Source organism: Bradyrhizobium centrosematis, assembly GCF_045571495.1.
In the GTDB taxonomy this organism is placed as follows: domain Bacteria; phylum Pseudomonadota; class Alphaproteobacteria; order Rhizobiales; family Xanthobacteraceae; genus Bradyrhizobium; species Bradyrhizobium centrosematis.
Genome location: NZ_CP120703.1, coordinates 585708 through 610957 on the forward strand (window position 1 = coordinate 585708; position 25250 = coordinate 610957).

Annotated in this window: 23 protein-coding genes; 16 read left to right on the plus strand and 7 right to left on the minus strand. The window is 65.7% G+C overall.

The annotated features are described in order from the left end of the window. Positions 1-170 precede the first annotated feature (170 nt). From P6U31_RS02765 to P6U31_RS02790, 6 genes are all read left to right on the plus strand, one after another. Positions 171-1685: an amidase gene (locus tag P6U31_RS02765; protein ID WP_407186750.1), complete on the plus strand. Its 1515-nt coding sequence runs from the start codon at positions 171-173 to the stop codon at positions 1683-1685. Between the two features lie 36 nt (positions 1686-1721). Beyond that, positions 1722-2579: a branched-chain amino acid ABC transporter permease gene (locus P6U31_RS02770; protein WP_407186751.1), complete on the plus strand. Its 858-nt coding sequence runs from the start codon at positions 1722-1724 to the stop codon at positions 2577-2579. Between the two features lie 2 nt (positions 2580-2581). Next, on the plus strand, positions 2582-3799 hold the full coding sequence (locus tag P6U31_RS02775) for a substrate-binding protein (protein ID WP_407186752.1): 1218 nt from the start codon (positions 2582-2584) through the stop codon (positions 3797-3799). 114 nt (positions 3800-3913) lie between these two features. Further along, a complete protein-coding gene (locus P6U31_RS02780; protein ID WP_407190072.1) occupies positions 3914-4969 on the plus strand; it encodes a branched-chain amino acid ABC transporter permease in 1056 nt (351 codons plus the stop codon). Continuing rightward, entirely contained in the window at positions 4959-5690 is a 732-nt protein-coding gene (locus tag P6U31_RS02785) for an ABC transporter ATP-binding protein (RefSeq protein WP_407186753.1), read from the plus strand. Before P6U31_RS02780 ends, P6U31_RS02785 begins: the two co-directional genes overlap by 11 nt. After that, complete coding sequence (locus P6U31_RS02790; protein ID WP_407186754.1) at positions 5683-6378, plus strand: ABC transporter ATP-binding protein; 696 nt, start codon at positions 5683-5685, stop codon at positions 6376-6378. The genes P6U31_RS02785 and P6U31_RS02790 overlap by 8 nt, the downstream gene beginning before the upstream one ends. A gap of 176 nt (positions 6379-6554) precedes the next feature. Here P6U31_RS02790 and P6U31_RS02795 read toward each other — a convergent pair whose 3' ends face one another. From P6U31_RS02795 to P6U31_RS02810, 4 genes are all read right to left on the minus strand, one after another. After that, positions 6555-8075 carry a L,D-transpeptidase family protein gene (locus P6U31_RS02795; RefSeq protein ID WP_407186755.1) on the minus strand — a complete coding sequence of 507 codons (1521 nt, stop codon included), beginning with the start codon at positions 8073-8075 and terminating at the stop codon, positions 6555-6557. Between the two features lie 470 nt (positions 8076-8545). After that, positions 8546-9508 carry an acetyl-CoA carboxylase carboxyltransferase subunit alpha gene (locus P6U31_RS02800; protein WP_407186756.1) on the minus strand — a complete coding sequence of 321 codons (963 nt, stop codon included), beginning with the start codon at positions 9506-9508 and terminating at the stop codon, positions 8546-8548. Between the two features lie 212 nt (positions 9509-9720). Continuing rightward, positions 9721-10680 carry a site-specific tyrosine recombinase XerD gene (gene xerD, locus P6U31_RS02805; RefSeq protein WP_407186757.1) on the minus strand — a complete coding sequence of 320 codons (960 nt, stop codon included), beginning with the start codon at positions 10678-10680 and terminating at the stop codon, positions 9721-9723. A gap of 17 nt (positions 10681-10697) precedes the next feature. Next, a complete protein-coding gene (locus tag P6U31_RS02810) occupies positions 10698-10844 on the minus strand; it encodes a hypothetical protein (RefSeq protein WP_014439243.1) in 147 nt (48 codons plus the stop codon). 202 nt (positions 10845-11046) lie between these two features. On the opposite strand from P6U31_RS02810, the gene P6U31_RS02815 reads away from it, so the two are divergent. From P6U31_RS02815 to P6U31_RS02825, 3 genes are all read left to right on the plus strand, one after another. Further along, the gene (locus tag P6U31_RS02815; RefSeq protein WP_407186758.1) at positions 11047-11670 is read left to right on the plus strand and encodes a shikimate kinase; all 624 of its coding nucleotides are present in this window, start codon (positions 11047-11049) and stop codon (positions 11668-11670) included. Then, positions 11667-12815, plus strand: coding sequence for a 3-dehydroquinate synthase (gene aroB, locus P6U31_RS02820; RefSeq protein ID WP_407186759.1), 1149 nt, complete (start codon positions 11667-11669; stop codon positions 12813-12815). The genes P6U31_RS02815 and aroB overlap by 4 nt, the downstream gene beginning before the upstream one ends. An 89-nt stretch (positions 12816-12904) precedes the next feature. After that, positions 12905-14209 (plus strand): HlyC/CorC family transporter, encoded by a 1305-nt coding sequence (locus P6U31_RS02825; RefSeq protein WP_407186760.1) that lies wholly within the window; start codon positions 12905-12907, stop codon positions 14207-14209. A 148-nt stretch (positions 14210-14357) separates the two neighbouring features. Here P6U31_RS02825 and P6U31_RS02830 read toward each other — a convergent pair whose 3' ends face one another. Beyond that, positions 14358-14633: a BolA family protein gene (locus P6U31_RS02830; RefSeq protein ID WP_407186761.1), complete on the minus strand. Its 276-nt coding sequence runs from the start codon at positions 14631-14633 to the stop codon at positions 14358-14360. 105 nt (positions 14634-14738) lie between these two features. On the opposite strand from P6U31_RS02830, the gene P6U31_RS02835 reads away from it, so the two are divergent. Next, positions 14739-15368: a J domain-containing protein gene (locus P6U31_RS02835; protein ID WP_407186762.1), complete on the plus strand. Its 630-nt coding sequence runs from the start codon at positions 14739-14741 to the stop codon at positions 15366-15368. Positions 15369-15588: 220 nt separating this feature from the next. Here P6U31_RS02835 and P6U31_RS02840 read toward each other — a convergent pair whose 3' ends face one another. Next, positions 15589-16683 (minus strand): citrate synthase/methylcitrate synthase, encoded by a 1095-nt coding sequence (locus tag P6U31_RS02840; RefSeq protein WP_407186763.1) that lies wholly within the window; start codon positions 16681-16683, stop codon positions 15589-15591. A gap of 76 nt (positions 16684-16759) precedes the next feature. On the opposite strand from P6U31_RS02840, the gene P6U31_RS02845 reads away from it, so the two are divergent. After that, on the plus strand, positions 16760-17980 hold the full coding sequence (locus P6U31_RS02845; protein ID WP_407186764.1) for a citrate/2-methylcitrate synthase: 1221 nt from the start codon (positions 16760-16762) through the stop codon (positions 17978-17980). Between the two features lie 147 nt (positions 17981-18127). Here P6U31_RS02845 and P6U31_RS02850 read toward each other — a convergent pair whose 3' ends face one another. Then, positions 18128-18790, minus strand: coding sequence for a DedA family protein (locus P6U31_RS02850; protein ID WP_407186765.1), 663 nt, complete (start codon positions 18788-18790; stop codon positions 18128-18130). Positions 18791-19100: 310 nt separating this feature from the next. On the opposite strand from P6U31_RS02850, the gene cobS reads away from it, so the two are divergent. The 5 genes from cobS to P6U31_RS02875 all read left to right on the plus strand — a co-directional run bounded on the left by cobS (position 19101) and on the right by P6U31_RS02875 (position 25056). After that, positions 19101-20084, plus strand: coding sequence for a cobaltochelatase subunit CobS (gene cobS, locus P6U31_RS02855; RefSeq protein ID WP_407186766.1), 984 nt, complete (start codon positions 19101-19103; stop codon positions 20082-20084). A 48-nt stretch (positions 20085-20132) separates the two neighbouring features. Beyond that, a complete protein-coding gene (cobT, locus tag P6U31_RS02860; RefSeq protein WP_407186767.1) occupies positions 20133-22034 on the plus strand; it encodes a cobaltochelatase subunit CobT in 1902 nt (633 codons plus the stop codon). Further along, entirely contained in the window at positions 22031-23116 is a 1086-nt protein-coding gene (locus tag P6U31_RS02865) for an esterase-like activity of phytase family protein (RefSeq protein ID WP_407186768.1), read from the plus strand. Before cobT ends, P6U31_RS02865 begins: the two co-directional genes overlap by 4 nt. Before the next feature lie 279 nt (positions 23117-23395). Continuing rightward, the gene (locus P6U31_RS02870; protein WP_407186769.1) at positions 23396-24508 is read left to right on the plus strand and encodes an NADH:flavin oxidoreductase/NADH oxidase; all 1113 of its coding nucleotides are present in this window, start codon (positions 23396-23398) and stop codon (positions 24506-24508) included. A 140-nt stretch (positions 24509-24648) separates the two neighbouring features. Continuing rightward, on the plus strand, positions 24649-25056 hold the full coding sequence (locus P6U31_RS02875; protein WP_407186770.1) for a hypothetical protein: 408 nt from the start codon (positions 24649-24651) through the stop codon (positions 25054-25056). Positions 25057-25250: the final 194 nt, after the last annotated feature.

The following is a 25250-nucleotide window of genomic DNA, read 5'->3' on the forward strand; positions in this document are numbered from 1 at the left end:
CAGGCGCAATTGCAAAATAATACTTGAAAAGGAAAATATTTCCGTTTTGAATGTTTTGGCGAGGCCGGTGGTGCGTGCGTCGCGCCTGGGCGGCCGCGCCCAAGGATCTTTCCAAGGATCGTTCCGAGGACCGTTTCAAGGATCGTTTCAAGAAACTTCAGGAGAGCGCCGTGACAGTTGTCCTTCCCACGCCAGCCCAGCTTCGCAGTGTCGCCGAGCAATGCGGCCTTTCGCTCACCGATGAGGACGTCGCCTCGTTCCGCGGCCTGATGCAGGGCTCGATCGAGGCCTACAATCTCGTTGCCGCCATGCCGGACGAGCTGCCCGAGGTGAAATACCCGCGCACGCCTGGCTACCGGCCCTCGACTGAGGAGAACCCGCGCAATGCCTGGTACCGCAAGTCGACCGTGAAGGGCGCCGCCAGCGGCAAGCTCAAGGGCAAGACCGTCGCGCTGAAGGACAACATCATGTTGGCTGGCGTGCCCATGACCAACGGCTCGTCGACGCTGGAAGGCTATGTGCCCGATTTCGACGCCACGATCGTCACGCGCATGCTGGATGCCGGTGCCGAGATCAAGGGCAAGGTGCATTGCGAGCATTTCTGCCTGTCCGGCGGCAGCCACACCGGCTCCTACGGGCCGGTGCACAATCCGCACAAGATGGGCTACTCGGCCGGCGGCTCCTCGTCGGGGTCGGGCGTCGTGGTCGCGCTCGGCGAGGTCGACATGGCGATCGGCGGCGACCAGGGCGGCTCGATCCGCATGCCGTCCTCGTTCTGCGGCGTCTACGGCATGAAGCCGACCTGGGGCCTCGTGCCCTATACCGGGATCATGCCGATCGAGATCTATGTCGACCATACCGGCCCGATGACGGCGACGGTCGCCGACAACGCGCTGCTGCTCGAAGTGCTCGCCGGCGACGACGGCTACGATCCGCGCATCAAGGCACCGAAGGTCGAGGAATACACCAAGGCGCTCGGCCAGGGCGTCAAGGGCATGAAGATCGGCATCCTCAAGGAAGGCTTCGAGCAGCCGACCGCCGAGGCCGCGGTGAATGAAAGCGTGCGCGAGGCGGCAAAGCGCTTCAGGGACCTCGGCGCCACCGTCGAGACCGTCTCGATTCCGATGCATCTGCTCGGCGGCGCGATCTGGACCCCGATCGGCACCGAGGGCCTGACCCAGACCATGATGTTCGGCGACGGCTACGGCCTCAGCCGCGGCGATCTTTATTCGACCTCGCTGATGGATTTCCATCGCGGCTGGCGCCGGCAGGCGGACTCGCTGTCCGAGACCACGAAGCTGTTCATGATGCTCGGCACCTACATCAACAACAATTTCGGTCCACGCTTCTACGGCAAGGCGCTCAACATCTCCCGCCGGCTGACCGCGGCCTACGACAAGGCCTTCGGGGATTACGATCTGCTGCTGATGCCGACCACGCCGATGAAGGCGACCAAGCTGCCGGAGCCCACTGCCAGCCGCGAAGAGTACGTTGCCCGCGCGCTCGAGATGATCTCCAACACTGCGCCGTTCGACATCACCCATCATCCCGCGATGTCGCTGCCCTGCGGCATGGTCGACGGCCTGCCGGTCGGCTTGATGCTGGTCGGCCGCATGTTCGAGGAATCCACCATCTATCGCGCCGCGCACGCCTTCGAGCAGATCGGCGACTGGAAGAAGATGTGAGAGAGAAACTCATGCGGACGGACGGAACACCACCACATGGCTAACGCGTTCGTCGCCGCGTTCGAAATCCTGAGCTTCGGCGCGATCATCGTGTTGATCGTGCTGGGGCTCGGGATCATCGCCAGCATGATGGGCATCTTCAACTTCGCGCAGGGCGAGTTCGTCCTGCTCGGGGCCTACATCACCTATCTCGCCTATGCCAAGGGCCTGCCGATCTGGGCCGGCATGGTCGCGGCGCCCTTCCTGGTCGGCGGGCTCGGCTTCGTGCTGGAGGCGCTGATCATCCGCCGCTTCTACGCGGCGCCGATCGTGGCGATGCTCGGCACCTATGCGCTGGGTCTGATCATCCGCGAATCCGTGCGCGGCCTGATCGGCGGCTTCTATCTCACCGTGCCCGAGCCGATCGGCGGCTCGATCGACATCGGCGCCATGCACATCTCGGCCTGGCGCTTCACCATCATCGTGATCACGCTGCTGGTGATGGGCCTCTGCTATCTGCTGCTGTCGCGCACCAGCTTCGGCCTGCGCGTGCGCGCCACGCTGGAGAACCCGTCGCTGGCGCGTGCCTCCGGCATTTCCACGCCGCTGATCTACGGTGCGACCTTCGCCTTCGGTGCGGCGCTGGCCGGCCTTGCCGGCGCGCTGATCGTGCCGGTGTTCAGCCTGTTCGCCGATCTCGGCCTGCGCTTCCTGATCCAGGGCTTCGTTGCCGTCATGGTCGGCGGTGTCGGCTCCTTCATCGGCCCGGTCGCGGGCGCCGGCGTCATCGGCACGCTCAGCGCGGCGCTGCCCTGGGTGATGGCGCCCGTCGTCGCCGACGTGCTCGTCTTCGTGCTCGCCATTGTCTTCATCAAATTCCGCCCGCAGGGCCTCATCGCTGGAAAAGGGGTTTAGTCATGTTCGATCGCACGCAGCTTTCACGCCGGCGCTTCCTCTCCAATTTCGCCTTTGCCTCCGGCGCGGTCGCGACCGGCGTCGGCAGCTGGGTGATCCCGGCGCCCTGGGCCAATGCGGCCGAAGCCCCGATCAAGGTCGGCATCGCCACCGACCTCACCGGCCCGATCGCCTATGCCGGCAATGCCGATGCCAATGTCGCCAAGATGGTGATCAAGGAGATCAACGCGGCCGGCGGCCTGCTCGGCCGTCCGCTCGAACTCTACATCGAGGATACCGCCTCCAACGAATCCGTTGCCGTCGGCAACGTCCGCAAGCTGATCCAGCGCGACAAGGTCGACATGGTGCTCGGCGGCATTACGTCCTCGATGCGCAACGCGATCAAGGATCCGATCGTGGCGCGCGGCAAGACGCTCTACATCTATCCGCAGCTCTACGAGGGCAAAGAGTGCACGCCCTATCTGTTCTGTACCGGGCCGACGCCGGCGCAGCAATGCGACGAGTTCATCCCCTGGCTGATCAAGAACGGCGGCAAGAAGTTCGCGTTGCCGAGCGCCAACTATGTCTGGCCGCACACGCTCAATGTCTATGCCCGCAAGGTGATCGAGGCCAACGGCGGCGAGGTCGTGTTCGAGGAATATTATCCGCTCGACCAGGTCGACTTCTCCGCGACCGTCAACCGCATCATCTCCAACAAGGTCGACGTCGTCTTCAACACCGTCATTCCGCCGGGCGTCGGGCCGTTCTTCAAGCAGCTCTATGAAGCCGGCTTCCTCAAGAACGGCGGGCGGCTCGCCTGCGTCTACTATGACGAGAACACGCTCAACATCAATCAGGCCGCCGAGATCGAGGGCCTCGCCAGCTGCCTCGACTATTTCAAGGTGCTGACCAAGGAGAACCCGTTCGACGCCAAGATTCAGGCGGCTTATGAAAAGGACTTCCCCGGCAACTTCCTGTTCGCCGCCGGCAGCGCGGCCACCGGCACCTATCGCGGCCTCAAGCTGTGGGAAGCTGCGGTGAAGGAAGCCGGCAAGCTCGATCGCGAATCGGTTGCCGCCGCGCTCGACCACGCCAAGATTGCGGAGGGTCCCGGGGGACCGGCCGAGATGGTGCCGGGCAAGCGGCATTGCAAGATGAAGATGTACACCGCGGTCGCCAAGGGCGGAAACTACGAGATCGTCGCGCGCAGCAACGGCCTCGTCGATCCCAAGGAATGCTGAATCTTCACCTCTCCCCGCTGGGGAGAGGTGTCGGCTCCAACAAGCGTTGAATTCGGAATGCTGAAATCCATGGGTGCAGCCAAGCAAGCGATCCACGCCGACGTCGGGGACGAGATGGACGTTTCGGTGGCCGAAGACGTGTCCACCGAACGTTCGGCAGGACGAAAGGTCCTACCCATCGTCGAGGGTGTCGTGCTCGTTGCGGCGCTGCTCGCCCCGCTGGTGCTGCAGGATTATCTCACGGTGTTCGCGACGCGCGTGATCATCCTGGCGCTGTTCGCGCTGTCGTTCGACCTGGTCTGGGGCTATGCCGGCATCATGAGCTTCGGCCAGGCCCTGTTCTTCGGCTCGGCCGGCTATGGCGTGGCGCTGCTCGCGCGCGACCTCGACATCACCAACATCTTCCTGGTGTTGCCGGCCGGCACGCTAATCGGCCTCACCTTCGCGCTGCTGCTCGGCGGCTTCCTGCTGCTCGGCCGGCATCCCTCCAGCGTGATCTTCGTCTCACTCGGCACGCTGACAGGCTCCTACGCTGCCGATCGCCTGGCGCGCGGCTGGTATTATCTCGGCGGCCAGAACGGCATCCCCTCGATCGCGCCGATGTCGCTCAGCGGCTACGAATTCTCGGAAGGTCCCGCGTTCTATTATCTCGTGCTCGGCATCCTCGTCGTGGTCTATCTGCTCTGCCGCTTCCTGGTGCGCTCGCAGTTCGGCCTTGCGCTCGCCGGGCTCCGCGAGAACGAGCAGCGCATCGCCTTCTTCGGCTACAAGGCGCAGCACCTGAAAGCGATCATCTTCACCATCGGCGGCGCCATCGCAGGCCTCGCCGGCAGCCTCTATGCCTTCCACGAAGGTTTCGTCTGGCCCAACATGGTCGGCGTCGTGGTCTCGACGCAAGTGGTGCTCTACGTGCTGTTCGGCGGCTCCGGCACGCTGATCGGTGCCGTCATCGGTGCCGTCATCGTCGAAGGCGTCAGCTTCTGGCTGTCGGACAATTACCGCGACATCTGGCCGATCATCCTCGGCATATTGCTGCTGCTGGTGATCCTGTTCCGGCCGCTCGGTCTGATCAGTTTTGTCCTCGGCGAGCGCGAGCGGGTCGGCAGCTTCGGCGCCAAGCCCAAGGAGAACGCTAAGGAGAAAGTCAAGGAGAAGCGCAATGCTCCTTGAAGCCGCGGGCATCAAGAAAGTCTTTGGCAAGCTCACCGCGCTCGACGGCGCGGCGCTCACCGTCGGCGAGAACGAATTTCACGGCTTGATCGGCCCGAACGGCTCCGGCAAGAGCACGCTGATGAAATGCATCGCCGGTGCCGAGGTGCCGACGCAGGGCAAGGTGTCGTTCGTCAACACCGACATTACCGCGTTCACGCCGACCGAGCGCGCGCGGGCCGGCATGAGCCTGAAGTTCCAGATCACATCCGTGCTGCCGTCCCTGACGCTGTACGACAACATCCTGCTCGCACTGCAGGCGCAATCGTCGCTGATCGATCTCGTGTTCTCGCGCACGCGCGGGCTCCTGCACGATCAGGTCATGACCATGCTGAGGCAATTCCGTCTCGCCGACCGTGCCTTCGAGGCCGCGGCGGCGCTGTCGCACGGTCAGCAGCAATGGCTGGAGATCGCGATGGCGCTGGCGAGCAAGCCGAAACTGCTTCTGCTCGACGAGCCCACCGGCGGCATGAGCCTGGAGGAGCGCCGCGTCACCGGCGAATTGCTTCAGCCGATCAAGCAGCATTGCTCGCTCGTCATCGTCGAGCACGACCTCGACTTCATTCGCGACATCTGCGATCGCCTCACCGTGCTCGACCAGGGCAAGGTGCTGGCATCAGGCACGGTGTCGGAGATCCAGGCCAACACATCCGTCCAGGAGATCTATCTGCGCCGTGGCTGAATTTTTGCACATCAAGCATCTCGACGCCGGCTATGGCCGCAGTCAGGTCCTGTTCGACGTCACGCTCGGCATTCCCTGGCGCGGCGGTGTCGCCGTGCTCGGCCGCAACGGCGCCGGCAAGACCACGCTGATGAAGACCATCGTCGGCGAGCTGCCGGCGTGGAAGGGCGAGGTCGCCTTCGACGGCCGCGACATCAGCCGCCGCGCCACCCAGGAGCGCGTGCGCGCCGGCATCGGCTATGTGCCGCAGGAGCATTCGGTGTTCGCGCGCCTGTCGGTGCGCGACAATCTCGCCGTCGGCTCGCTGGCGAACAAGGATGCTTCCGCGGTCGATCGCGTGCTGGCCATCTTCCCCAAGCTCGGCCAGCGTCTCGACCAGCCCGCCGGCACGCTGTCCGGCGGCGAGCGCAAGATGCTCGCGATCGGCCGCGCCATGCTGGGCGATCCAAAGCTGCTGCTGCTGGACGAGCCCACCGAAGGCGTCTGGATCGGCGTGATCGAGGAGATCACCGAGCGCCTGATCGAGCTCGCCAAGACGATCGCCGTCATCATCGTCGAGCAGCACCTCGATCTGGCTTTGCGGGTCGCCGACTACGCCTATGTGCTCGACCGCGGCCGCGTCGCGCTGCAGGGCGAGGCGAGCGAGGTGAGGGGCAATCCCGAGCTGATGCGTTATCTGGCGCCGTAGTGGCTGACTGAAGCGCGACGCTCCTACCCCGATCTTCGGTCATGCCTGCAGCGGGGGGCGCATCCAGTACGCCTCGGCCTCGCGGTTCAATCCAAAAGAGCCTCTGGAAACCTGAATCGCCCGCTTTCGCGGGCGATGACCGTTGAGTGTGGGAAGAGAGCGAAAGTCGCCGTGTCTTACTTCATCGCCCCGAAGCGGCTGTCGAACGAGTTCGACGACACCACGGGTGCAGCGCCGGCCATCTGGCCGCTCTCAGCCGCGCCATCGCTTACCGACGGCTTCAATGCGGGGCGCGTCTGGGCAAGCCGCGTATCGGGCTTCGCAGGCTCTGCCGGCTTGGCCGCAGCAACTGCCGGCTTCGGCGGTTCCTTCGCGGCATCCTTTGTCGCATCCTTGGGCTTGTCGTGCCCCGGCACGAAGCGGGTCACGGCAGCCTTCAGCCTGGACGCCGCGGTCGTCGGCGTCGGCGTCGTGGCGGCCGGGGCCACGGAGGCGGTGGCCTGAGGCGGCGGGGTGGTCGCCGTGGTGTCGGCGGTGCCGAGGCCGATCTTGCGGCCGAGGTTGGAGAAGAAGCCGCCCGACTTCTCGGCCGGCTGGGCCGAGGCGACACGGGTGCTGGTCGCGGGCGCGCTGACGGCGACGACGGGCTCTTCCTGCGCCGCAGGCGCGGACGCCACTGCATCGAGATTCGGCTTGGGCGGATTGACGTGGCCGGGGATCGTGCCGGGGGCCTTCGCCATCGCCAGCATCTGCAGCGTGGTGCCTTCGGCGCCTTCGGACAGGCCGGTCGAGCCTTCCGGAATCTTCGCGGCGAAGATCTTGTTCATGCCGCCGTCGATGCCGGTGTTCATGCGCGCCACCGGCGTGCCCTTGGCGACGAGCCTTGCATATTCCACTTCGTCTTTCGCCTGCTTCTCGCGCACGGCGCTCGCGATCTCCTCGGGGATCACGTAGGCCGGGCACTTGGCGGAGGCGTCGAACACCGGATCGCGCTTGGCATCCGCCGGCTTGGCGGCGTCGAACACGTACTTCTTCTCGCAGAAATCGACCTTCGGCTCCTGCCGCGTCACCTCGAAATGATCATAGCCTTCCTTGATCATCTTCCAGAACGGCATGTTCGGGTTGTTCCGGTGCTTGGCCATGTTCACCGGCGTCATCTTGAACGGATAGGCCTGCAGCTGGAACGCCTTCTGGCCGCCGAAGAAGGATTCGCGCCCGAGCGAATAGATCTCCGCGATCTGCTCGTCGGTCATCGCGTAGCAGCCGCGCGAAGAACAGTCGCCATGCACCATCAGCTGCGAGCCGGTGCGGCCCAGCGCCTTGTCGAACGCGTTCGGGTAGCCGGTGTTGAACGACAGGTAATAGGCCGATTGCGGATTCATCTGGCTCGGGTTGATCGAGTAGAATCCTTCCGGCGCCTGGCGATCGCCTTCGCGCACCTTGGGGCCGAGGTCGCCCGACCAGCGGCAGATCGGATAGGTTTTGAGCAGCGCGAACTGGCCCGAGCGGGTCTGCTTCCAGACCTCGAGCTCGGCCTCCTGCTTGAACAGGCGCACCAGGATCGGCGATTGCAGATCCATGTCCTTCTCGGCCATCGCGGCGATCAGCTTCGGCGGCACCGGCTGATTGGCCTTGGCATTGGTCGCGAGCGAGACCTGGTCGGTGTCGCAGCCGGCGAGCAGAACGCTGGCCGTCATCAGCGCAACCGACGCCAAGAGCGCGCGGGCAAGCGAACGAGAAATCAAGATGGACCCCACACCGTGCCGGGCAGAGAGCGCAAACCCCGATTGTTTCGAAGCATGATCCGACCGGCGAACCGGACCCGTCATGACGGGCTTTTTCAGCTCACGCCCCAGCGCTTATGCCCTGAAGCCATTGATTAAAATTCTAACCTCTGGGTCATGTGGTCGCAACCCGAGCGGGGATCACGAGCCCGTTGGCCCATTGGCATGGTCAACGAAGACTGAATGGACGCGACTTGGGACGGAACTTGGGCTTTTCGCGCCCATCGGGACTCAGATCGCCGATTTGGGCAAAAAAAGGGTTAATGCGGGGTTACCGGCGGGCCAGCCGTCATTCCGGGGCGGTGCAAAGCACCGAACCCGGAATCTCGAGATTCCGGGCTCGCCCTGCGGGCGCCCCGGAATGACGTCCCAAAAAGGCCGAATCAGCCCAGTTTCCGGCCGATATCGAGGAATTTCTGCCGGCGCTGATTGCGGATGGCATCGCCGTCCAGGCCCCGCAGCTCGTCAAAGGCCTTGGCGATAGCATCCCCGGTGGTGGCGATCATGGCGGCGGGGTCGCGGTGGGCGCCGCCGACCGGCTCCTTGAGGATGGCGTCGATCACGCCGAAACGGAGCATGTCCTGGGCGGTGATCTTCATGTTGTTGGCGGCTTCCTGCGCCTTGGTGCCGTCGCGCCAGAGGATCGAGGATGCCGCCTCCGGCGAGATCACGCTGTAGATCGCGTGCTCCAGCATCAAGACCTTGTTGGCGGTGGTGATGGCGATGGCGCCGCCCGACATGCCCTCGCCGGTGATGATCGCGACGTTCGGCACGGTCAGCGCGAGGCACGCATCGGTCGAGCGCGCGATCGCCTCGGCCTGGCCGCGCTCCTCGGCGCCGATGCCGGGATAGGCGCCGGCTGAATCGGCCAGCGACAGCACCGGCAGGCCGAACCGCTCGGCCATCTCCATCAGCCGCACGCATTTGCGGTAGCCTTCGGGCCGCGCCATGCCGAAATTGTGCCGGATCCGGCTCTCGGTGGAATCGCCCTTCTCCTGGCCCATCACGCAGATCGGCTCGCCGCGGAAGCGGCCGAAGCCGGCGACCAGCGCCTCGTCCTCGCCGAACTTGCGGTCGCCGGCGAGCGGGGTGAACTCGGTGATCAGGCCCTTGATGAAGTCGTTGAAATGCGGCCGCTGCGGATGCCGCGCCACCAGCGTCTTCTGCCACGGCGTCAGGTTCTGATAGAGGTCGGCCAGCGCCTGCGCTGCCTTGTCCTCGATCCGTCCGATCTCGTCGGTGATGTCGGTGCCCGAGGCGGCGAGCGCGCGCAATTCGTCGACCTTGGAGTCGAGCTCGGCGACGGGCTTTTCGAAGTCGAGATAGCTGCGCATCTGGTCTTGCATCAACTCAATATAGGGGGACGGGGCTTGAGAGCGAAGCGAGGTTGGGGTCGCGGAAAGAAGTGTAGCTTCTTCAACGGGTTGGCTTGTGTGCTCGTGGGCGGGAGCCAAATCAGTCGAAAGGCCCCGGCTCTTTCTGCGGAGATGTGGCCGAAGTCAAGGTGGATTAGTTCACCTCTGCCGCTTGCTTAAAAAGGGGCGCGCGTCTCGCAGGCCTACTTCTCCGCCAGCGGGTGCAGGTCCCGCACCAGGCTCTTCAGCCGCTCCTCGACGACATGGGTGTAGATCTGGGTCGTGGAGATGTCGGTGTGGCCGAGCAAGGTCTGCACGATGCGCAAATCGGCACCATTGTGCAGGAGGTGGCTGGCGAAGGCGTGACGCAGCACGTGCGGGGAGACCAGCCGGGCCTGCAGGCCGGAGGCCACCGCGAGCTCCTTGAGGTCGCGAGCAAAGTGCTGGCGCGTCAGATGCCCGCTCTCGCCGAACGAGGGGAACAGCCATTTCGAGGCGGCGAGGCTGTCCTTCTTCTTCTCGGTCTTCGCGGCCTCCGTCGCGGCGAGATAATCCGCCATCGCCTGCCGCGAGGCCTCGTTGAGCGGCACCAGGCGTTCCTTGTTGCCCTTGCCGCGCACCACGATCATGCGCGCGTCGCGCTTGGCCGCCGAGCGCGGCAGCGCCACCAGCTCGGAGACGCGCAGGCCCGTGGCATAGAGCAGCTCGAGCAGGCAGTAGAGCCGCAAAGCGCGCAGCCGCTTGGCGGGCGAGGCATCCTCCGCCTCGCTTAATTCCTTGGCGCGGCGGAGCATGCGGTCGACATCGGCGATCGAGAGCACCTTGGGCAGGCCGCGGCCGCGCTTCGGGCCGGACAGGATCGCGGCGGGATCCTCAGCTCGGATGCGCTCGTTCAGGAGAAAGCGATAGAGATGCCGCATCGCCGACAGCCGTCGCGCGACGCTGGTGGATTTGAAGCCGCGGCTGTCGAGATCGGCGAGATAATCGCGCAGCGTTTGCGTCTCGGCGTCCGCAAAGCTGTGGCCGACGCGGCCCAAAAATTCCGAGAAATCTGTGAGGTCGCGGCGATAGGCGTCGAGCGTATTGGGGCCGGCGCCCTGTTCCGCGGCGAGCATGTCGAGGAACAGGCCGGTGAGCTTGGCGTCTGAGGGCGGGTTGCGCATGCCCCGGAGGCTAGCTCCTATTTCTTGAGAAATTTGTCAGGTGGAATCGTCACCGTCATTTCCCGCGACTTGGGGCTGACGAAATTGGCCAGTGCGAAGACCACGCCATAGACGATGCCGGCGATCACGGCGACGACCGTCAGGAAGCGGAACAGGCTGGGCATCGTTGCAGGGTCTCGGCTAGAGGGACTTTTCGGTCCGGCGCTTTTCGTCAGCCCTTGGCGGGCAAATTAACCAATGAAATCATCCAACATGTTCGCCGTTTCGTGGCAAGAGTCCTCTGGCGAGGGCCCCTTTGGGGTCGTATAGGTGGCCCAAGCCTGCCGCCTTGGGCGGCAGATCGAGCGAGATCCAATCGAGCGAGACATGTCCGACGCCGCGTTGCCGATACCCGCTTCGCCTGAGGCCGACATCCTGTCGGCGCTGGGAACGCGGTCGATCGTGCTCGTCGGTATGATGGGGGTGGGCAAATCCACCATCGGCCGTCGCATGGCGGCCCGGCTCAAGCTGCCGTTCGTCGATGCCGACACCGAGATCGAGACCTCGGCCCAGATGTCCATTCCGGAGATCTTCGAGCGCCACGGCGAGCCCTATTTCCGTGATGGCGAGGCGCGGGTGATCGCACGGCTGCTCGACGGCGGGCCGGTGGTGCTGGCGACCGGCGGCGGCGCCTTCATGCGCGAGGAGACGCGCGCACGCATCGCGGCAAAGGCGGTTTCGATCTGGCTCAAGGCGGATCACGACGTCATCATGCGCCGCGTCCGCCGCCGCGCCGACCGTCCGCTGCTTCAGACCGCCGATCCCGAGGGAACCGTGACGCGACTGCTCACCGAGCGCGAGCCGGTCTATGGCCATGCCGACCTCACCATCGCCTCGCGCGACGTGCCGCACGACCGGATCGTCGAGGAATGCATCGAGGCGCTGCGCGCCCATCTTCGCGGCGAGCGGGCCGCCGAACCATCTGCCGACGTTGCGAGTGCGTTGAGATGACTGCGCCGTTGAAACATTCCGATCCCGTCAATGTCGAAGTCGCACTGGAAAATCGCGCCTATGACATCGTCATCGGCCGCGGTGTGCTGGCATCGCTTGGCGAGCGGGTCGCCGCGTTGCGGCCGGGCGTGCGCACCGCGATCGTGACGGATCGCAACGTTGCAAAGCACTGGCTCGAGCCGACCGAGGCCTCGCTCGCGGCCGCCGGCATTCCGACCGCGCGCGTCGTGGTCGAGGAAGGCGAGATCTCGAAGACCTATGCCGGCCTGGAAAAGGTCAGCGAAGCCCTGATCGCCGCGAAGATCGAGCGCAACGATCTCGTCATCGCGCTCGGCGGCGGCGTGGTCGGCGATCTCGCCGGCTTTGCCGCGGCAATCCTGCGCCGCGGCGTCGATTTCGTGCAGGTGCCGACCTCGCTCCTGGCGCAGGTCGATTCATCCGTCGGCGGCAAGACCGGCATCAACTCGCCGCAAGGCAAGAACCTGCTGGGCGCCTTCCACCAGCCGGTGCTTGTCATCGCCGACACCGCCGTGCTCGACACACTGTCGCCGCGCCAGTTCCGCGCCGGTTATGCCGAGGTCGCCAAATATGGCGTGCTCGGGGATGAAGCCTTCTTCAGCTGGCTGGAGAAGAACCATTCCGAGATCTTCAAGGGCGGCTCGGCGCGCGAGCACGCGATCGCAACCTCCTGCCGCGCCAAGGCCGGTGTGGTGTCGCGCGACGAGCGCGAGACCGGCGAGCGCGCGCTGCTCAATCTCGGCCACACCTTCGGCCATGCGCTGGAGGCGGCGACCGGCTTCTCCGACCGCCTGTTCCATGGCGAGGGCGTCGCGATCGGCATGACGCTGGCGGCGCAGTTCTCGGCAAAGCTCGGCATGATCGGCGCGGCCGATGCCGAACGCATCGAGCGCCACCTGATCGAGGCCGGCCTGCCGACGCGCCTGCAGGACATCGCGGGCTTTGCTCAGGAAGGGCTTGCCGATGCCGACGCGCTGATGACCCTGATGGCGCAGGACAAGAAGGTCAAGCGCGGCAAGCTCACCTTCATCCTGCTGGAGGCGGTCGGGCGCGCCGTGATCGCTGGTGATGTCGAGCCGGGGCCCGTGCGCGACTTCCTCAAGGAGAAGCTCGCGCAGAAGGCTTGATGCGCGGCTGATTGGTGCCAAAGCGTTTTCGAGCGAAGTGGATACCGGTTCGCGACTGGAAAACGCATTAAAGGAAACTCGAGTGGTGCATGGACTGGCTCGGATTCACCATCGTCGTCCTCTGCCTCCTGGTCTCGGCGTTCTTCGCCGCCAGCGAGACCGCGCTGACAGGCGCCTCGCGCGCCAGCATGCTGAGGCTCTCCAAGCAGGGTAATCGCGACGCCGACGTCGTCTCCGATCTGCTCGACATGCGCGAGCGCCTGATCGGGGCGCTGCTGCTCGGCAACAACATCGCCAATATCAGCTCCTCGGCGATCGCGACCGCCATCTTCACCGCCTGGTTCGGCGACGTCGGCGTGCTCTATGCGACCGGCGTGATGACCGCGCTGGTCGTGATCTTCGCGGAGGTGCTGCCCAAGACCATCGCCATCAACGCGCCCGATCGCGTCGCGCTCGCGGTGGCGCGCCCGATGCGGCTCACCATGTACGTGCTGGGGCCGCTGCTGCGCATCGTCGAGGTCGTCGTGCGCCTCTTGCTGCGCCTGTTCGGCCTCGCCGGCGAGCACCAGGCGATCCTGTCGCCGACCGAGCGTCTGCGCGGCGCGGTCGACCTGCTGCACCACGAGGGCAAGTTCGAGAAGCAGGACCGCGACATGCTCGGCGGTCTCCTCGACTTGCGCGAGCTCCAGGTCTCCGACGTCATGATCCATCGCACCGAGATGATGATGATCAACGCCGACCTGCCGCCGGAAGAGCTGGTGCGCGAGGTGCTGGCGACCGAATACACCCGCATTCCGCTGTGGCGCGAGAAGCCGGAGAACATTATCGGCGTGCTCCACGCCAAGGATCTCCTGCGCGCGATACGAGCCGCGGATGGCGACACCTCGCGGATCGACGTCTCGACCATCGCGCTGCCGCCCTGGTTCGTGCCGGAGATGCGGCCGGTGTCCGATCAGCTGAAGGCCTTCCGCCGCCGCAAGACCCATTTCGCGCTTGTCGTCGACGAGTACGGCGAAGTCGAAGGTCTCGTGACGCTGGAAGACATTCTGGAAGAGATCGTCGGCGACATCTCCGACGAGCACGACGTCGTGGTCGCGGGCGTGCGCGCCCAGCCGGACGGCTCGGTCGTGGTCGACGGCTCGGTGCCGATCCGCGACCTCAACCGCGCCATGGACTGGCATCTGCCCGATGAAGAGGCAACCACGGTCGCCGGCCTCGTCATTCACGAGGCGCGCTCGATCCCAGACCGCGGCCAGAGCTTCACCTTCCACGGCTTCCGCTTCCGCGTCCTCCGCCGCGAGCGCAACCGCATCACCGCGCTCCGTATTTCGCCGGTGCCGCGCGAGGCGGAGCTGGAAGAGGCCAAGCCGAGGCGGGCGGGGACGTCGTTCTAGATCCTCATGGTGAAGAGGCGCGTGAGCGCCGTCTCGAACCATGAAGGCCCGGCTGCGACATCTCGGCCTGTATCCGTCGAGACGCGCGCAAGAGCGCGCTCCTCAGGATGAGGGGAAATGGCGTGATTTGCCTTGCGAATTGGCGAAGCTAGCTCCCGCCTTCCCCCGGCGCCTTGGCCTGGATCGCCAGCGCGTGCACGCTGCCGGCAAGTTCCGCGGCCAGCGCCGAATTTATCATGCGATGGCGCTCGACCCGGCTCTTCCCTTTGAAGGCATCAGACACAATATAAACGCGGAAGTGCGTCTCACCGCCGGGCCGATGGCCGGCATGGCCCTCATGCAAATGTGACTCGTCGACGACTTGCAGGCTTTCCGGCGTGAAAGCTTCCTGCAACTTGTTGCTGATAGTGTCGCGCATAACCATGTTGTGCCATTCGGGTGCAGAGGTCGCACCCGTTATTTGCCGGGTTTGCCGCGAATTGCAATGTCAAGACTTGAAGGTTTTTGCATTGCGTAGTCAAAGTCAGCCATGCCGATCGATTCATCAAAATTCTTCGACTCCATCCGCGTGAAGCCGCGGGGCAAGCAGCCGGAATTGAAACCGCGCGACACCGCGGTCAATTGCGAGTGGGCGGGCTGCGCCAACAAGGGCCCGCACCGCGCGCCGAAGGGCCGTGAGAACCAGCGCGAGTACTGGCACTTCTGCCTCGACCACGTGCGCGAGTACAACCAGAACTACAATTTCTTCTCCGGCATGAATGCCGAAGCCGTCGCGCGCTACCAGAAGGATGCGCTGACCGGCCACCGCCCGACCTGGAAGATGGGCGCCAATGGCGGCAAAAAGGGTGCCGAAGAGATCGACATGGCGTCCGATCCTTTCAGCATGTTCAGCGAGATCAACGGCCGCGCCAGCTGGCGCAAGGGCCCCGAAGCTGCGCCCAAGGCCGAGACGCGCAAGGTGATGAACGCCGAGCGCAAGGCGCTCCAGGTCATGGGCCTCGGCCCCAGCGCCACGCTCGCCGACGTCAAGACCAAGTACAAGGCGCTGGTGAAGCAGCACCACCCCGACGCCAACGGCGGCGACCGCTCCACCGAGGATCGCCTGATCGAGATCATCAAGGCGTATAATTATCTGAAGACCGTGGTGCGCGAGGCCTGAGCCTCTCACCACATTCTCGGTGTCGTCCCGGACAAGCGAAGCGCAGATCCGGGACCCATAACTCCAGGGAGCAGTTTGGCGAAGACTCGTAGTGAAAAAGTCTTCGCTGGTACTGACACCTTCATTTCATCGATAAATCACGCGATATGGGTCCCTGCCTTCGCAGGGACGACAGCGGAGGATTGGCTCCGCCATCGCCTCACCCAGCCCTGCTGCGCACCTACGCCTCCGGCATCGCCCCGACATAGGACGAGCTCGGCCGGATCAACCGCCCCGTGCGCTGCTGCTCGCGGGCATGCGCGGTCCAGCCTGCGGCGCGCGCGACCGCGAAGATCGGCGTGAACGCCTGCCGCGGGATCGCCAGCGCATCGAGCAGGATCGCGGTGAAGAACTCGACGTTCGTCTCCAGCGGCCGCTCCGGATTCTTCTTGCGCAGCGCGCTGCGGATATAGGCCTCGACCTCGCCGGCAAACGGCAGATCGGTGCCATTAGCCGCCAGCGCCTCGACCGCGGTCTTGAGCACGTCGGCGCGCGGATCGCGGACGCGATAGACGCGGTGGCCGAAGCCCATCATGCGCTCGCCGCGGGCCAGCGCCGCATCCACCCAAGGCTGGATGCGCTCGCGCGAGCCGATTGCGTCCAGCATTTCCAGCACCGGCTCTGGCGCGCCGCCATGCAGCGGGCCCGTGAGTGCGCAATAGCCGGCGGTGACGGCCGCGAACAGATCGGCCTGCGTCGAGGCCACCACGCGCGCGGTGAAGGTCGAGGCGTTCATGCCGTGGTCGCTGGCGGTGACGAGATAGGCGTCGAGCGCCGTGACCTCGCGCGTTTCGGGCGCGTGCCCGTGCAACATGCGCAGCGTGTCGGCGGCATGGCTCACATTCGCATCGGGCGCGACCGGCTCCAACCCCTTGGCGCGCCGGACCAGCGCGCCCGCGATCACCGGAAATGCGCCGACGATCGTCGCCTCGTGCTCCAGCCCGTGCTCGGCGCGCAGTCCGGCGACGGCCGCACGAAACCCATCGATGATGCCCATGCCGCGCGTGGCCGGCAGCAGGTCCGGCAGCCGGGCGAAGGCGCGCTCGCGCGCCGCGCCCAGCTGTGAGCGCACATTGGCTTCGGTGAGGGTGGTCTTGCTGGCGCCGTTCCAGAGCCGGGCGGTGACGCCCTCGAAGCTCGAGAGGGCGGCGAGCCGTCCGACATGCTCCCCGGCGATGATCAACTCGCCGCGTTCGCCGTCGACATGGCTCAGCACGGTCTCGGCCGCGGGAACGCCGTCCAGCCCGATCTGGCTTTTGGTGAGGTGGATGTTCATGGCCCAAATCTCCTGTTCACGGAGAACAAGGTCAGGCCTCTCGACACATTGATCAATCTTGATTACATAAATCAATATGAAAAATTCTTCGGCGCTCTATTTGTCCGCTCGCGAGGCCGCCGCCGAGCTCGCGATCTCGCCGGCCACGCTCTACGCCTATGTCAGCCGCGGCCTGATCCGCTCCGAGCCGACCCCCGACTCCAGGAAGAACCGCTACCGCGCCGAGGACGTTCGCGCCCTGAAGGAGCGCCGCGTGCCGTCGCCGGAGCCGCGGGGCCTGCGCAGCTTTGATGCTGATCTGCCGGTGATGGACACCGAGATCTCGACCATCACCGAGGAGGGCGCGATCTACCGCGGCGTCAACTGCGTCGATCTCGCCGAGAACGACACGCTGGAGCACACCGCGACGCTGCTTTGGGACGTCGCCGACGTCGATCCGTTCGCCCCCGACAATCAACCTGAGCTCTCCGAAGAAATGCGCGTCATCGCGGAGGCCGCACGCCGGGCGGCACCGATCGACCGTGCCATCGCCGTGCTTGCACTGGCCGCCAGCGTCGATCCCCGCGCCTTCACCCGTGCACCCGACGGTCGCGCCATGGTCGGCGGGCGCATCGTCCGTCTGCTGGTTGCGACCATGCTCAATGCCGAACCCTCGCCCTCGCCGTTGCATCAGCAGATCGCAACAGCCTGGGCGGCGGACAACAAGCACGCGCCCGACCTGATCCGCCGCGCCCTGGTGCTGCTTGCCGATCACGAGCTGAATGCCTCGACCTTCACCGCGCGCTGCGCGGCCTCGACAGGTCTCAATCTCTACGACGCCGTCATCGCCGGCCTCGCCGCATTGAAGGGCCCGAAGCATGGCGGCGCCGGCGTGCTGGCCTCGCAGCTCGTGAAAACGTTGATCGATCGCGACGTTGCGCCTGTTGTGCGCGAGCGCGTCGCGCTCGGCGAGCGCTTTGCCGGCTTCGGCCACGGCGTCTACAAGCGCGGCGATCCCCGCGCGCAGTCGCTCCTCAACGCGCTCTCGCGCGCCGGCGCTCCGCGCAAGTTCACCAAGGAAGTGCCCGAGCGGATCGCGGAAGCCACCGGCGAGTTCGTCAACATCGACTATGCGCTCGCCGTGCTCGCGCACGCACTGCGCCTGCCCGCAGGCAGCGAGCTCGCCTTGTTCGCGATGGCCCGCAGCGTCGGCTGGATCGCCCATGCCAGCGAGCAATTGCAGTTCGGCAAGTTGATCAGGCCGCGGGCAAGGTATGTGGGACCCGCGCCGGGGCGCAGGGTGGGGACGGGTTCTTAACCTCTCCCGCTTGCGGGATAGGTCGCGCCGGAGGCGCGGGTGAGGGCTCTCACCTCTTGGGGAATCCCAACGAGGAGACACCCTCTCCCCAACCCTCTCCCGCAAGCGGGAGAGGGAGCGCACCTCCATCGCGGCAAGCATCCAGGGTCAATCACCCCGCGGCTCCGCTTCCGCGACAGCGCCAGCATTCCGCCGCCGATAGATCCACACGCCCACACCCCCCACGATCGCGACGCCCACCACCGTCAGCATCCAGATGTGCTTGCCGACATGGCCGTGGTGATGCAGCCCGGCATATTCGTGCAATGCCGACACCGCCAGCACGCCGGGCAGCACATGGGCGGGCGCCCAGACCAGGATCGCCGGAATGTTCACCGCGTAGAACTTTGCGGGGGCCATGCCGAGCGCGCCGGCCGTGACCGGGACGAAGGCGCGGATCGGCGGCACGAAACGGGCGAAGAATACGGCCCAGGTGCCGAAGCGGTGGAAGAAGCTCTCGCTCTCGGCAACCACGCGCGGATAATTGGTCAGCGGCCAGGTGTTGAGGATCTCGCGCTGGCGCCGGTGCCCCATCCAATAGGCCGAGCCGTCACCGAGCACCGCGCCGCTAGCTGCCGCCAGCAGCACCCATGGCAGCGCCAGCTCGCCGCCCGGAACCAGCGCGCTCAGCGCCAGGATGATGGTCGAGCCGGGGATCACCGATCCCACAACTGGAACGGCTTCGAGCAGGGCCGCCAGGAACAGGGTCAGATAGGCCAGCCACGGATGGGCGGAAACGAAGGCGATGAGGGGATCGAGAAAGGACGTCACGTCGTCTCTTGAAAGGGCTGGAGCATGGGACTTTGGACCCTACATAAGTAGCTGCATAGGGCCAAAGCGCCATTCGCACGGGAGCGGGCGTGACCCGCCCGAATTTCGGCGTGATTCGCAAGGCAGCCCTCCAAAAACTGCGTTCCTTGCTTATCTAAATGAAAAGACAACGGAACTTTGATTGGTGGGCGGGCTTCTGCCGGCCACTTGTCTCTGATAGGTTGATTTTCAGCACCCAGCCGCAGCCAACGTGCGAATAACCGGTTTCGGGACCGCCCGGGACCTCGGAGGATTGATGACGACCGCCGCCATGTCCAAAGTTGAGGAAGTTTCCGGTTTGCCCGACATGAAGGTGTCGGTGCGCCAGGTGTTCGGGATCGACAGCGATCTCGAAGTCCCGGCCTATTCCGAAGTCGATCCTCACGTGCCCGAAGTCGATTCCGATTACCGCTTCGACCGCGCCACCACGCTCGCCATCCTCGCGGGCTTTGCCAAGAACCGCCGCGTGATGGTGACCGGCTATCACGGCACCGGCAAATCCACCCATATCGAGCAGGTCGCCGCCCGCCTGAACTGGCCCTGCGTGCGCGTCAACCTCGACAGCCACATCAGCCGTATCGACCTCGTCGGCAAGGACTCCATCGTGGTCCGTGACGGCAAGCAGGTCACCGAATTCCGCGACGGCATCCTGCCCTGGGCGCTCCAGCACAACGTCGCGCTGGTGTTCGACGAATACGACGCCGGCCGCCCGGACGTGATGTTCGTGATCCAGCGCGTGCTCGAAGTTTCCGGCCGCCTGACGCTGCTCGACCAGAACAAGGTGATCAAGCCGCACCCGGCGTTCCGCCTCTTCGCCACGGCGAATACGGTCGGCCTCGGCGACACTTCGGGCCTCTATCACGGCACCCAGCAGATCAACCAGGGCCAGATGGACCGCTGGTCGATCGTCACCACGCTGAACTATCTCAGCCATGACGAGGAAGTGGAGATCGTGCTGGCCAAGGCCAAGCACTATCGCACCCAGGAAGGCCGCGACATCGTCAACAAGATGGTGCGCCTTGCCGATCTCACCCGCAACGCCTTCGCCAATGGCGATCTGTCGACGGTGATGAGCCCGCGCACGGTGATCACCTGGGCGGAAAACTCCGACATCTTCGGCGATATCGGCTTCGCCTTCCGCGTCACCTTCCTCAACAAATGCGACGAGCTCGAGCGTCCCCTGGTCGCCGAGTTCTATCAGCGCTGCTTCAACGCCGAGCTGCCGGAATCGGCGGTGAACGTCGCGCTCAGCTAAGGTTCGAGATGTCGTCCCCGGTCTCCGGGGACGACGGATCAAGGTGACATGACCACCTCCAACTCCAAATTCCGCAACAACAAGGAAGCGCCGACCGAGCCGTTCAAGCGCTCGGTGGCGTCCTGCCTGAAGGCGATCGCCAAGTCGCCGGAGCTCGACGTCTCCTTCGCGGCCGAGCGGCCCGGTCTTGCGCCGGGCAAGGCGCGGCTGCCCGAGCCCGCGCGCAAGATGACCAAGCGCGATGCCGCGATCGTGCGCGGCCACGCCGACTCCATCGCACTCAAGATCGCCTGTCATGACGCCAAGCTGCATCGCAAGCTGATGCCGGGCAACCCGCAGGCACGCGGCGTGTTCGAGGCCGTGGAGCAGGCACGGGTCGAGGCGATCGGCGCGCGCCGCATGGCGGGTGTTGCCAAGAATCTCACCGCGATGCTCGACGACCATTTCCACCGCGGCAAGTTCGACGAGATCACCGACCGCGCCGACGCGCCGCTGGCGGACGCTTTGGCGATGCTGGTGCGCGAGCGCCTGACCGGCCTCGCGCCGCCCACGGCCGCCAAGAAGATGGTCGACCTCTGGCGGCCGATTCTCGAGGACAAGATCGGCAAGCGGCTCGACCGGCTCGATAGCCTGGTCGAGGACCAGACCCGGTTCGGCGATGCCGTGCATGACCTGCTCTCGGCGCTCGAGCTCGGCGACGAGCGCAACGCCGACAGCGAGGACAACGACGACAACGACGAGAACCAGGACGGCGACAACGATCAGTCGGGCGCCGAAGGCTCGCCCGATTCCGATGCCGCCCAGGAGATGAGCGCCGACCAGGCGCAGGCGACATCCGAGGAGATGAGCGAGAGCGCGATGGAAAGCGCGCAGGCCTCGACCTCCGACACCTTCGACGACGGCGAGCTCGGCGACGACGAGACGCCGGGCGAGGCGACGCGTCCGAACCAGCACGGCAAGAACGAGCCGCGCGGGCCGGAATATCACGCCTTCGCGCCCAAGTTCGACGAGATCATCGCCGCCGAAGACCTCTGCGACCATGACGAGCTGGAGCGCCTGCGCGCCTATCTCGACAAGCAGCTGGCGCATCTGCAGGGCATCGTCGCCCGCCTCGCCAACCGGCTGCAGCGCCGGCTGATGGCGCAGCAGAACCGCGCCTGGGAGTTCGACCTCGAAGAGGGCATCCTCGATCCTGCGCGGCTGTCGCGCGTCGTCACCGATCCCTATCACCCGCTGTCCTTCATGCATGAGAAGGAGGCGACGTTCCGCGACACCGTGGTGACGCTGCTGCTCGACAATTCCGGCTCGATGCGCGGACGCCCGATCACGGTCGCCGCCACCTGCGCCGACATCCTCGCGCGCACGCTGGAGCGTTGCGGCGTCAAGGTCGAGATTTTGGGCTTCACCACGCGCGCCTGGAAGGGCGGGCAATCGCGCGAGGCCTGGCTTGCCGCCGGCAAGCCGGCCAATCCCGGCCGTCTCAACGATCTCCGCCACATCATCTACAAATCGGCGGATGCTCCGTGGCGCCGTGCGCGGAAAAATCTCGGCCTGATGATGCGCGAGGGGCTGCTGAAGGAGAACATCGACGGCGAGGCGCTGGACTGGGCGCACAAGCGCCTGCTCGGCCGGCCCGAGCAGCGCAAGATCCTGATGATGATCTCGGACGGCGCGCCGGTCGACGATTCCACGCTGTCGGTCAATCCCGGCAACTATCTCGAGCGGCATCTGCGCCACATCATCGAGGAGATCGAGACCCGCTCGCCGGTCGAGCTGATCGCGATTGGCATCGGCCATGACGTGACGCGCTACTATCGCCGCGCGGTGACGATCGTGGATGCCGAGGAGCTTGGCGGCGCCATCACCGAGAAGCTCGCCGAGCTGTTCAGCGAGACCAACACCGCACCCAGCCAGCCGGCCGGTCGCCCGCGACGCAAATTGCATTCGTGAGCACGCATTCATCCCGCCGCAGCTTCCTTCAGTACGCTGCGGCGGGATTCTCCACTCTCGCAGTCTCCCGCGTCGCATTGGCGCAAGGTGCGATCGAGCCACCGCGCGCGCTTGCGATCGAGAACGCCGTCACCGAGCCCGTCAGGGTCGAGGTCAATGCGCGCGCCATTCCGAGTTTCGAGCCGCGCGACCGCACGCGCACGCGCTTCGGCTCGCTGGAGTATCGCAGCGGCCTGGTGCTGACCTCGCCCTATCGCGGCTTCGGCGGCTTGTCCGGCATCCGGCTCGATGCCAAGGGCGAGGGTTTTCTCGCGGTCTCCGACCAGGGCGGCTGGTTCACCGGCCGCATCCGCTATGCCGGCGGCAAGATGGCCGGCCTCGACGACGTCGAGGCCGCGCCGCTGCTCGGTGCCGAGGGGCGGCCGATCACGGAGAAGCGCCTGTGGTGGGATTCGGAATCGCTCGCGCGCGACGGCAATTTCGCCTATGTCGGGCTCGAGCGCGTCAACCAGATCCTGCGCTACGATTTCTCCAAAGGCGGCACGCACGCGCGCGGCGAGGCGATCGCGGTGCCGCCGGGCGTGCGCAGGCTGCCCTCCAACAAGGGGCTCGAGGCGCTCGTCATCGTGCCCAAGGAAAAGGACAAGGGCCAGGGCCAGCCGCTTGCGGGCACACTGATCGCCTTCTCCGAGCGCGGGCTGGACGCCGACGGCAATCTCGTCGCCTTTCTGATCGGCGGCCCCACGCCCGGCCAGTTCAGCGTGCGCCGCACCGAGAAATACGACATCAGCGACGCGGTGCTGCTGCCCTCCGGCGAGATCCTGATCCTGGAGCGCAAATTCTCCTGGTTCACCGGCGTCAACATCCGCATCCGCTCGATCCCGCTGAAGGGAATCGCGCCCGGCGCGCTGGTCGACGGCCCTGCGCTGTTCGTCGCCGATCTCGGCCAGGAGATCGACAACATGGAAGGCATCGACGCCCACGTCACGAGCGAGGGCGAGACCGTGCTGACCCTGATCTCCGACGACAATTTTTCGATGCTCCAGCGCACGCTGCTGCTGCAATTCACGCTGGCGGAGTAGGGGCGGTCTCTCCTCCGTCATTGCGAGGAGCCCTTGCGACGAAGCAATCCGGAAATCCCTCCGCGGAGAGATTCTGGATTGGCTTCGCGGAGCCTGTCATCGGGCCGCGCTTCGCGCGGACCCGTTGGCTCGCAATGACACGGGGCGGGCAGCCGGTGTCCAATCCTCTCTGCAATGCATAGCCTCATTGGTCGCCATTCCTCCGAGACGCCTAGCAATTCGCCGTTCACCTACTAAACTTCATGCAATAGCTTCCATACCTCCCACCGGAACTCCCCCATGAGCGTCCTGTTTTCCCCGATCAAGCTGCGCGGCCTGACGTTGAAGAATCGCATCGTGGTGTCGCCGATGTGCCAGTATTCGGCCGACGACGGCGTCGCCAATGACTGGCACTTCACCCACATCAACAATCTCAGCCTGTCGGGCGCGGCGATGTTCTGCATCGAGGCGACGCATGTCGAGGCGATCGGCCGCATCACGCCGGGCTGCCTCGGGCTCTACAGCGATGCCTGCGAGGCCGCGCTGAAGCCGATCCTCGCCTCGGTGCGCAAGCATTCCTCCACCGCCATCGCGATGCAGCTCGCCCATGCCGGCCGCAAGGCCTCGAGCGCGCGCCCCTGGGACGGCGGCCAGCTGATTCCGGAAGGGCTGGGCGGCTGGCAGACGGTGGCGCCATCGGCGGTGCCGCATAAGGAGGGCGAGGCCGCGCCGCTCGCGCTCGATGCCGCCGGCCTGACGCGCATCCGCGACGCCTTCGTCGATGCCGCAAAGCGCGCGGATCGCCTCGGCATCGATGCCATCGAGCTGCACGGCGCCCACGGCTATCTCTTGCATCAATTCCTCTCGCCGATCTCCAACAAGCGCACCGACGAATATGGCGGCTCGCTCGAGAACCGCATGCGCTTCCCGCTCGAGATCTATGACGCGGTGCGCGCCGTCTTCCCGCACGACAAGCCTGTCGGCATGCGCGTGTCGTCGACGGACTGGGTCGAGGGCGGCTGGGATCTGGCGCAGACGATCGCGTTCGCGAAAGCGCTGAAGGCGCGCGGCGTCGACTGGATCGATGCCTCCTCCGGCGGCGTCTCGCCGCTGCAAAAAATCCCGCTTGGCCCCGGCTATCAGGTGCAGTTCGCCGACGCCATCCGCCGCGAGACCGGCCTGCCCACCATCGCCGTCGGCCTGATCACGGAGCCGAAGCAGGCCGAGGAGATCGTTGCCTCCGGCAAGGCCGACATGGTCGCGCTCGCCCGCGGCATGCTCTACGACCCGCGCTGGCCCTGGCACGCCGCCGCCGAGCTCGGCGGCGAGGTCGAAGCCCCGCCGCAATATTGGCGCTCGCAGCCCTCGACGCAGAAGGCGCTGTTCGGCAAGACCACATTCGGAGCGCGGTGAGGGCGTGCTGCATGTGCGGCGCGACGCCTGCGCCGCACCTCTCTCACCGCCCACCCTGCCTCCGTAAATCTCCCCAGCTTCCACGCACCGCAAAACTGGCCTAACTTGCGCTCATCCAGCTCCGCCGGGAGGGCGTGCCCATGCATTTTCGTGTCCGCAAGACGGCTCATGTGTTCGAGCGTGTGGGCCTTGCGATGGCAGGCGCGGCCTGCGGGCTGTTCATCGGCGCCTATGTGGGATCGGCGATCCCGCAACTCACCACGCAGGGCTTCCTGCTGCTGATGATGCTGCTCGGCTGCATCGGCTTCTATCTCGGCATCGACACGCCGCAGATGCCGTTCGACGACGCGCATAGCGAGATCGACGCCGCGGAATTCCTCAGCTCCGCCGGCACGCTGTGCGCCACGCTCACCGCCTTCGCCTCCGTCGCCGTCATCGTGCTCCGGCTCGATCCGCACATGGCCTGGACCTGGCTCGTCTTCATCGGCTGGCTCGCCGGCGTCGCCATGCAGATCGTGGCCGGCGCCAAGGCCAGGATGCGGAAGTAGCCGTCCCACCCTCCCCTGGAGGGGTCCGGGACGAGCGTAGCTCGCCCGTGGTCGATCGCGCGCAGCGCGAGCGGGGTGGGGTGATCTCTCAACGCGGGCGCTGTGCGAGGTGGAGGGACCGTCACCCCACCCCGTCACGCAATCTCGCTTCGCTCGATCGCGTGCCGACCCACGGGCGAGCTCCGCTCGTCCCG

What these genes read in the sequence shown, in the direction of transcription:
- xerD (WP_407186757.1), bottom strand. Translation starts at nt 10,680, where the DNA reads ATGCGCAACCCGCCCTCAGACGCCAAGCTCACCGGCCTGTTCCTCGAC.
- P6U31_RS02875 (WP_407186770.1), top strand. Translation starts at nt 24,649, where the DNA reads ATGCATTTTCGTGTCCGCAAGACGGCTCATGTGTTCGAGCGTGTGGGC.
- P6U31_RS02780 (WP_407190072.1), top strand. Translation starts at nt 3,914, where the DNA reads ATGGACGTTTCGGTGGCCGAAGACGTGTCCACCGAACGTTCGGCAGGA.
- P6U31_RS02835 (WP_407186762.1), top strand. Translation starts at nt 14,739, where the DNA reads ATGCCGATCGATTCATCAAAATTCTTCGACTCCATCCGCGTGAAGCCG.
- P6U31_RS02845 (WP_407186764.1), top strand. Translation starts at nt 16,760, where the DNA reads ATGAAAAATTCTTCGGCGCTCTATTTGTCCGCTCGCGAGGCCGCCGCC.
- P6U31_RS02815 (WP_407186758.1), top strand. Translation starts at nt 11,047, where the DNA reads ATGTCCGACGCCGCGTTGCCGATACCCGCTTCGCCTGAGGCCGACATC.
- P6U31_RS02830 (WP_407186761.1), bottom strand. Translation starts at nt 14,633, where the DNA reads ATGGTTATGCGCGACACTATCAGCAACAAGTTGCAGGAAGCTTTCACG.
- P6U31_RS02810 (WP_014439243.1), bottom strand. Translation starts at nt 10,844, where the DNA reads ATGCCCAGCCTGTTCCGCTTCCTGACGGTCGTCGCCGTGATCGCCGGC.
- P6U31_RS02795 (WP_407186755.1), bottom strand. Translation starts at nt 8,075, where the DNA reads ATGACGGCCAGCGTTCTGCTCGCCGGCTGCGACACCGACCAGGTCTCG.
- aroB (WP_407186759.1), top strand. Translation starts at nt 11,667, where the DNA reads ATGACTGCGCCGTTGAAACATTCCGATCCCGTCAATGTCGAAGTCGCA.
- P6U31_RS02840 (WP_407186763.1), bottom strand. Translation starts at nt 16,683, where the DNA reads ATGAACATCCACCTCACCAAAAGCCAGATCGGGCTGGACGGCGTTCCC.
- cobS (WP_407186766.1), top strand. Translation starts at nt 19,101, where the DNA reads ATGTCCAAAGTTGAGGAAGTTTCCGGTTTGCCCGACATGAAGGTGTCG.
- P6U31_RS02870 (WP_407186769.1), top strand. Translation starts at nt 23,396, where the DNA reads ATGAGCGTCCTGTTTTCCCCGATCAAGCTGCGCGGCCTGACGTTGAAG.
- P6U31_RS02825 (WP_407186760.1), top strand. Translation starts at nt 12,905, where the DNA reads ATGGACTGGCTCGGATTCACCATCGTCGTCCTCTGCCTCCTGGTCTCG.
- cobT (WP_407186767.1), top strand. Translation starts at nt 20,133, where the DNA reads ATGACCACCTCCAACTCCAAATTCCGCAACAACAAGGAAGCGCCGACC.
- P6U31_RS02800 (WP_407186756.1), bottom strand. Translation starts at nt 9,508, where the DNA reads ATGCAAGACCAGATGCGCAGCTATCTCGACTTCGAAAAGCCCGTCGCC.
- P6U31_RS02770 (WP_407186751.1), top strand. Translation starts at nt 1,722, where the DNA reads ATGGCTAACGCGTTCGTCGCCGCGTTCGAAATCCTGAGCTTCGGCGCG.
- P6U31_RS02785 (WP_407186753.1), top strand. Translation starts at nt 4,959, where the DNA reads ATGCTCCTTGAAGCCGCGGGCATCAAGAAAGTCTTTGGCAAGCTCACC.
- P6U31_RS02775 (WP_407186752.1), top strand. Translation starts at nt 2,582, where the DNA reads ATGTTCGATCGCACGCAGCTTTCACGCCGGCGCTTCCTCTCCAATTTC.